The 7,069-nt window shown below is 68.7% G+C and carries 7 protein-coding genes and 4 pseudogenes; 4 read left to right on the top strand and 7 right to left on the bottom strand.

From position 1 onward, the window contains the following. Positions 1 to 158: 158 nt before the first annotated feature. From CG723_RS45070 to CG723_RS48555, 3 genes and pseudogenes are all read left to right on the top strand, one after another. Positions 159 to 1,412: pseudogene (locus CG723_RS45070) on the top strand (IS256 family transposase). 13 nt (positions 1,413 to 1,425) lie between these two features. Beyond that, positions 1,426 to 1,749 carry a hypothetical protein gene (locus CG723_RS45065; protein WP_100599343.1) on the top strand — a complete coding sequence of 108 codons (324 nt, stop codon included), beginning with the start codon at positions 1,426 to 1,428 and terminating at the stop codon, positions 1,747 to 1,749. Positions 1,750 to 1,809: 60 nt separating this feature from the next. Beyond that, a pseudogene (locus CG723_RS48555) lies at positions 1,810 to 2,017 on the top strand (HNH endonuclease); the annotation flags it as partial. Between the two features lie 157 nt (positions 2,018 to 2,174). Here the strand turns inward: CG723_RS48555 and CG723_RS49500 are convergent. The 5 genes and pseudogenes from CG723_RS49500 to CG723_RS45045 all read right to left on the bottom strand — a co-directional run. Continuing rightward, positions 2,175 to 2,477, bottom strand: a pseudogene (locus CG723_RS49500) (peptidase dimerization domain-containing protein); the annotation flags it as partial. Next, positions 2,477 to 2,794, bottom strand: a complete 318-nt coding sequence (locus CG723_RS47220) for a M20/M25/M40 family metallo-hydrolase (protein WP_199842134.1) — start codon at positions 2,792 to 2,794, stop codon at positions 2,477 to 2,479. The gene CG723_RS47220 and the pseudogene CG723_RS49500, both read right to left, overlap by 1 nt. A gap of 41 nt (positions 2,795 to 2,835) precedes the next feature. After that, entirely contained in the window at positions 2,836 to 3,006 is a 171-nt protein-coding gene (locus CG723_RS47215) for a hypothetical protein (RefSeq protein ID WP_199842133.1), read from the bottom strand. Further along, positions 3,003 to 3,371 (bottom strand): hypothetical protein, encoded by a 369-nt coding sequence (locus CG723_RS45050; protein WP_100599342.1) that lies wholly within the window; start codon positions 3,369 to 3,371, stop codon positions 3,003 to 3,005. Before CG723_RS45050 ends, CG723_RS47215 begins: the two co-directional genes overlap by 4 nt. Then, a complete protein-coding gene (locus CG723_RS45045) occupies positions 3,368 to 3,949 on the bottom strand; it encodes a hypothetical protein (protein WP_100599341.1) in 582 nt (193 codons plus the stop codon). The genes CG723_RS45050 and CG723_RS45045 overlap by 4 nt, the downstream gene beginning before the upstream one ends. Before the next feature lie 260 nt (positions 3,950 to 4,209). Here CG723_RS45045 and CG723_RS45040 point away from each other — a divergent pair, with 260 nt between their 5' ends. Continuing rightward, a complete protein-coding gene (locus tag CG723_RS45040; protein ID WP_234374882.1) occupies positions 4,210 to 4,674 on the top strand; it encodes a hypothetical protein in 465 nt (154 codons plus the stop codon). Between the two features lie 102 nt (positions 4,675 to 4,776). Here CG723_RS45040 and tpg read toward each other — a convergent pair whose 3' ends face one another. Together tpg and tap are read right to left on the bottom strand one after the other, a co-directional pair. Beyond that, entirely contained in the window at positions 4,777 to 5,334 is a 558-nt protein-coding gene (tpg, locus tag CG723_RS45035; RefSeq protein ID WP_100599340.1) for a telomere-protecting terminal protein Tpg, read from the bottom strand. A 4-nt stretch (positions 5,335 to 5,338) separates the two neighbouring features. After that, a pseudogene (gene tap, locus CG723_RS45030) lies at positions 5,339 to 7,069 on the bottom strand (telomere-associated protein Tap); the annotation flags it as partial.

The raw sequence follows: 7,069 nt of genomic DNA, 5'->3' as shown, positions 1-7,069 counted from the left end.
TTCCCAGCCCTCGCACCAGCGACAGCTTGACTTCCTACCAAGCTCGGATGTCTGTGGATCGACCTCGGGTTGGACGTGAAGGGCCTACCTTCCCGCGTGATCGATTGATGGTCATCGAGTAGGCCGGTGCTGCGAACACCGGTCGGGAAGGCACGCCCGTGCTCAGCGTAGTCAACGCCGACGGCACCACCGCCTACGGTTCCTCGCTCATCGACGAGATCGTCCGGGAAGGCGCGAGGCGGATGCTTGCCGCCGCGCTCGAAGCCGAAGTGGATGCCTATATATCCGAGTTGGCTGATGAGAAGGACGAACGCGGGCGGCGGCTCGTGGTCCGTAGCGGCGACCACCAGCCAAGGAAGGTCATCACCTCGGCCGGGACCGTCGAGGTCAAGGCCCCGCGCGTCAACGACAAGCGCGTCGAGGAGACGACAGGCGAGCGCAAGAAGTTCTCTTCGGCGATCCTGCCACCCTGGGCACGGAAGTCCCCGAAGATCAGCGAGGTGCTGCCCCTGCTCTACCTGCACGGTGTCCTCGGGCGATTTCGTGCCCGCGCTCGAGCAGTTCCTGGGCTCCTCTGCCGGCCTGTCCCCGGCCACGGTGACCCGGCTGACCACCCAGTGGCAGGCTGATCACAAGGCGTTCGGTGAACGCGATCTGTCCGCCACCGACTACGTCTATGTGTGGGCCGACGGCATCCACCTGCGCATCCGCCTCGAAGAGGCGAAGGCCGCGGTCCTGGTCGTCATGGGTGTACGCGCGGACGGCACCAAGCAGCTGATCGCGACGGCCGACGGCTACCGCGAATCCTCGGAGTCCTGGGCGAGCCTGCTGGGGACTGCCAGCGCCGCGGCATGCGCGCCCCCGTCCTGGCCGTCGGCGACGGCGCCCTCGGCTTCTGGAACGCTATCAACGAGGTCTTCCCCGAAACCCGCCACCAAAGGTGCTGGGTTCACAAAACAGCCAACTGCCTCGACAGCCTGCCGAAGTCGGCCCAGCCCGCGGCGAAGAAGGCCATCCAGGACATCTACAACGCCGAAGACAAGGAGCACGCGGCCAAGGCCGTCGCCGCGTTCGCCCAGCAGTACGGCGCGAAGTTTCCAGGGGCCGTCAAGAAGATCGTCGATGACGAGGCCGAGCTGCTGGCGTTCTACGACTTCCCCGCCGAGCACTGGATCCACTTGCGCACCACGAATCCCATCGAGTCGACCTTCGCCACCGTTCGGCTGCGGACGAAGGTCACCAAGGGGGCCCGCTCCCGAACCGCCGCACTGGCGATGGTCTTCAAGCTCGTCGAGTCCGCCCAGACCCGCTGGCGAGCCGTGAACGCACCCCATCTCGTCGCCCTCGTCCGAGCAGGCGCCCACTTCGAACGCGGCCACCTCGTCGAACGCCCCGAAGCCTTCGCGGCATAGGGTCTGGTGCACCATGACCGACTACGACACCTACGGCACCAGCAGCCACACCGCCAGCGAGCTGGTCCGCCTCGTCGGCGGCCGCCTCGGGCTGGCCTTCACCGAACACGACAGCCACTTCCGGGGCATCTACCACCGCGCGGACAGCCTCGACGGCCAGATCGAGATCCAGCCCAACCCGATTCCCGGCGACGACGGCGAAGACGACCTCTACGCCACCGAACACCCGACGGTTCAGGTGCTGTTGCTGACTACTACCCCAGCCCCCAACCCCGCCTTGCGGGCACAACTGAACGCCGTCGAAGGGCTAGCCCACCTGAAGAACGAGTCATGGTGAACGGCTACTGATCCACAGCTCTCGACAATTGCTCGGTGCTCGAGTCGGCGCCGCCAAGGCTGCAAGCTCACGGGCGGTCGTTGGTACTCGGAGTACGACGACGTGTACATCGACAAAGCCGGCAAGCTCGACGTCGACCACCGCGTACCGCTCGCCGAAACCTGGGACTCCGGAGCCTCAGCGTGGACCGCAGCCGAGCGCCAGGCACTACGCCAACGACCTCGACGACGACCGCGCCCTGATCCCCGTCTCCGCCAGCCCTGCTCGATAGGGTCCGCATCGCAGCCAGCCGCGGAAGAGTCATCGCCGGTCCTGCGGATGCCGGTCGCGATGGCGTCGCGCAACCACGAGGCGCATTCACACGCCGGGGCAGAGTGCGTCTCGGACACCTCCAGGCGCGTCCCACGGCTCGCGCACAACTGCTCGATCTCCGCGCGGATGCCGTCCCACATCGCGTCGCGTTGCTCATCTGTCGCGGCGCGTAGGTCGAGCGTGAAGTCGGCCTGCCCCGGGATCACGTTGACCGCGCCCGGTTGGACCTGGATCCATCCGACGGTGGCGATGCACCCGTCCTCACCGCTTTCACGGGCAACCTGCTCGATCATCGTGATCGCTTCAGAGGCGCTCACCAGAGCGTCCCGGCGACGCTGATACGGCGTCCCTCCGGCGTGCCCGGCCTCACCAACAATACTCAACCGGAATCGCCGAGCTCCGGCGATGGCGGTCACTATGCCAAGGGATCGGCCGGCGTACGTGCCGCCTCGCTCACCCGCACCGGATCCAGGCCGAAGTTGGCGAACGCGCGGCGCAACGTGAGTCCGTCGCGCCCGCTCTGCTCCCACCAGTGGTCCTGCCACCCCCCTGCGACTGCCTGACTGCCCAGGAGCGCGGTGCCGAACCGAGTGCCTTCCTCATCGTTGAAAGCGATCACCTCGAGCGCGAACGGCAGGCCGTCGTCGCGAAGCCGTTCCGCGACCGCGATGGCCATGAAAACGCCCAGCGGCCCGTCGTACGCACCGGCGTTGGGAACGGTGTCGACACCCACGACTGCTTGAGGAACTGGCCGTACGCGGTCTCCGCGAACCATCAGGCCGCGGAGGTGGGGGTGTGCCGCCGCATCGGCCTCCACGGGCGCGGCTCCACGAGCGTCTCCAGCTCTCCGCTGGCGTGCTGGAGGCACACGCCGATCCCGTAGAACCCGAAATCCAGCAGCGCCTCGGGATTCAGCAGGCGTTTCAGGGGCCTGGTGATGATCACCCGGCGGGCGCAGAACGGCGCGAACTGCGCGCCGCGTCCAGCTCCATCTTGGTGGGGCTCGTGGCCTGGACGGTGGCCACCGTCACCCGGCAGGGCCAGGTGACATGCCGGGTGACGTTCTGGCCGTCGATCGTGCAGATCCCGGCCGGGGCCTGCCGTACGTACGCGCGCTGGTGGTCGGTGAGGTCCGTGACGGGGACGGGGAGGCCGTGCGGGAGCGCCATCAGGACGTCCAGGCCGCCGAAGCCGTGGCCGATGGCGACGCCCAGGCCGGCGGCACGACGGCGCTCGTGCTCGGCATCGTCGATGTCGAGCTGCAACTCGGCCTTCCCGAACCCGGCGGAAGCGGGAACGGTGACTATCACCCCTCGCTCCGCTGCTGGGGCAGGGCGCGGGCGATGGCCTGGGCGTGCTCGCGCAGCGGGTGGTCCTGCTTGTCCCAGGTGGCCGCCACGTAGTTGAGGAGTTCGGCCGTGGCCCGCTCTGAGTCGCTCGGGTCGCTGGCGAGCAGCCGGTCGGCGACGAAGGCGACGTCGACGGCCGGGGTGGACAGGTCTTCCTGGGCGATCACGCCGCCGTCGCGGTCGACGTCCAGGACCAGGAGGTGGCGCACCAGGTTGCGGGTCTGGACGGTGATGGTGTCCTCGCGCGGCGAGTCCGCCGTCGCGGTGACGAACCCGGGGTGGTTGAGGATCGCCGCGGCAATGGCCTCGGTGAGAACCGGCTCGGGCAGCAGGTCGTCGTTGGTGGGCTCCGCGTCCTTGAAGGTCAGCGTGTAGTTGATGCCGTCCTCAGTGGTGAACCACACCGTGTCGCCGCCAGCGTCGGCGTCCGCAGTGGCGAAGTGCGGGCTGCGGCGCAGCGCGTCGGCGATGCGGACCGGGTCGTGGTCGGCGTCGAACAGCGGGCTCTTGCTGCGGTCGATGGGCGTGAGCCGAAGCACGGAAGTTGTCGCCAGGGGAGCCAGAAGAACCGGTGTACAGGACCGGTCGAAGCGGCCTGGTTGTCACCAGCGAAGCACGCGGCTTGTCTCACATGCTCACTCGGCAGCCCTTCTGTCACCACAGGCGAAGATCGACAGCCTCTGGCTCCCCGAGGCGGTTCCATGCGGCGACACTTCACCACAACCGCGTCCTGTTCCTGCGCGTCCTATTACTGAGCGCCGACAGGAGTCGGCTACCCCGGGGGATCAGGACGCGAGTCATGCAGAAGTACGCGATCGGCCAGCAGATCCCACCGTTCTTTTGGCTCCCGCGTGGTGCGAGGCGACAGCCACCCACGTCCGTCCGGCGACTGGTGGGGTTCTGGCTGTTCGTGCTTGCCTTCGGGGCCGGGCTCACCGCGCTCGACTGGGACGATGATTTCGGCGGCAGCCACCTCATGGCGCTGCTGCTCCTCTTTCATATCGTCGACGACATCAGCGACGGGGTACGGCACCGCTGGCCGGCCGCACTGGCCACGGTAGCAGTCTTGTGGGGCGCCACCCGGCTCACCAGCGCCGTCCTGCCCGGCTCCCTCGACGACGCTTGGGCGCAGAGTGTCGCCGCCGCTGTCGGTGTCACGCTCGGGCTGGCAGTGAGCGCCGCGATCACACGGCTTCCGGAGCGCCGACTACATCGGCCCGCTGGGGGACACGACTCCGGGGTCGGCGGACAAGACTCTCGGTAAAGGACATGGCCGCCGACCCCGGTGACAACACACCTGCCTTTGTGACACCTATCGCGCTTCAGCTCAGGGCGGTAATTCAGCGGGCACGCTTTTCGCTCCTGGTTAGTAGTCCAGATCCAAATAGTCGATGTCGTTGATTTCCACGTCCGACAGTCCCATAGCGCGCCCGCCGCCGTCCTGGAAATACACTTCCTTAAATCCTTCGGCGATGATTCCGCGCATCTGCTGGTCGCTGGCCCCTGCTTCGCGGGCGTCGAACAGGCGCTGCGCGTACGCCGGGGGGAGATGCACGGTGAGTCGCCGGAACCGGCCGTCGTCGGTCGTGCCGACGGGCGCGGTGTACCCGAACCGGGCCCTCGTCTCCACCGTGACCCCGCTAGTAGCGGCGGCCTGCTTGCGCCGGCGCTTGCGCACCTGCGGCTGCCAGCGTGACCGTACGGCCTCGTCGATCTTCGCAGCGATGTCCTTCGGCGGGTGCTTGCGTTCGCCCTTGCGGTAGCGCTCCACCGACCGCTGGCTCACCCCAAGTTCCGCTGCGACGGCTCTCGTCGTCTTGAGCTGCTTCATCAGGAAGTTGATGCGGCCCTGGAGGGTCTTGGGCGGCTCCTTGGTGAACGCTTCCCGGTCGGCGCGCGTGATCGCGTCCTCGATCTCCCCCACGGCTCTACTCCCCTTCGTCCAGGACGGCGTCGCCGCCCTTGATGTGGCGGGCTGGGTTGAGGCCCTTCTCCATCAGGTCGACCGCCCACAGCATCGACTGGACGCCTTCCAGCTTCGCCAGGCCCGGGGTGGGCCCGAGGCGGAAAGCGCCGGGCTGCGGCTTGCCGGACGCGGCGTACGGGAGGAAGTCGAGCGGGCTCTCACCCGGCGAGGGGTACACGACGCAGTCGGACAGCACGGCGAGCGGGAACAGCCCGGTCATCTTCGCCATGTTGTTGAGCTTGCGGTGCATGTTGACCCGGGCCTTGGAGATGACGGCGGCGCGGATGTCGGGGCGCCAGGTCGGCCGCTGAAGGGCCGGCCACGTCTCGCCCTCCTTGTAGTGGCGACCCTGCGGGCGCTCACGGAGCTTGCCGACGCCGCCCTTCACCGTCGCCTTGATCGCGGACAGCACGGCGGCCAGGGCAGGGTCGGCCTGCTTGTGCTGCTCCATCGCGGCGAGGAACTGGCGGTCGTCCAGGTCCCGGGTGACGCCGAGGTCGGCGAGGGTGTCGACGTACGCCGTCTTGAGGCGGTCGTGCCACGGGTCCAGGTACGCGCCGGTCTCGCGGCGCAGGTACGCCTCGATCGGGTGTACGTCGTACCCGAGCTCCTGGGCGTAGGCGAGGGTGTGCGTCTGGTACCAGGCCGGTCCCGTCGGGCGGGTGCCGTCTGGGGTGAACGGGCTGGGCAGGCGCGAGTCCAACTCGATGTGGGACAGGTCGACCAGCCAGCTCCCGGGGATCTTCGGGTTGAACTTCGGGGCGTGGAAGTGGTCGGGCGCGGACAGGCCGACGACCAGGCGGGCCGCGGCTGCGAGGAACGCCGTGTTCAGATCCAGACCGACCGCGAAGGGCAGCGTGCACTCCTCATCGCTGAGCGAGTCCACCGACCGCACCCACTGGTACGCCTCTTCATTGAGGAACCCGCCGGTCCAGCCGGAGTTCACGACAACGGGGTGCTCCGGGGTGGCCTCCGGCGGCGCCGGGTCCATCGGCTCCGTCCCCAGCGCGCCCGCGTTGTAGCCGGACACCCAGTTCCCGGTCGTCGGATCCTGCACAGCCTTCGTCGGCGGGCGCAGCGCCGTCATCAACTCCAAGCCCGAGACTGCCGTCGAGCCGCGCGGGGTGATGACCCGCTGGGCGTACACCCCGAGGACGCGCGCGACGTCGGCCGGCTCCATCTCGCACACGCCGGGCCAGGAGCGCTCATCGAGGGCGTCCCACGACAGGACCGCGAGCTGCACGCACTGCCGCTCGCGCCCCTGCGCCTTGCGGTAAATGCGGGCCCACGGGCCGAACCCGCGCTGCGTGAGCTGCCACTTCGCCTTCGCCACCCCCTTGACCACCGGGTGGTCCTCCGGGAGACGGAGGGAGCGGCGCTGCTCGTGGCCCTCCAGGCGCTCCGGCAGTCCGAGTTTCACGGCGGCCGCGGCGGTGAGCACGATCAGCGGGTCGCTGTCCTTGCCGTACCGGTTGAGTTTCGCGGCACCGAGGCCGGACTTGCGCAGCGTCCACTCCACCAGCTCCGGAATGGTGGTCGCCGGGCAGTCGAGCACGATGCCGTCCACGCCGTACGCGGATCCGTCACCGTCCAGCACAGCGAGCGGACCGTGCGGGAACCGCGGGTCGACGGCGGGCTTCGCAGCCTTCTTCGCCGCCGGGCGGCGCGACGTCGCGGCCGCACGGGCGGGCCG

The sequence above is a fragment of the Streptomyces sp. CB01635 genome (genome assembly GCF_002803065.1).
In the GTDB taxonomy this organism is placed as follows: domain Bacteria; phylum Actinomycetota; class Actinomycetes; order Streptomycetales; family Streptomycetaceae; genus Streptomyces.
The sequence above is the reverse complement of the archived record's forward strand: the minus strand, read 5'-3'. Positions and strand labels throughout refer to the sequence as shown.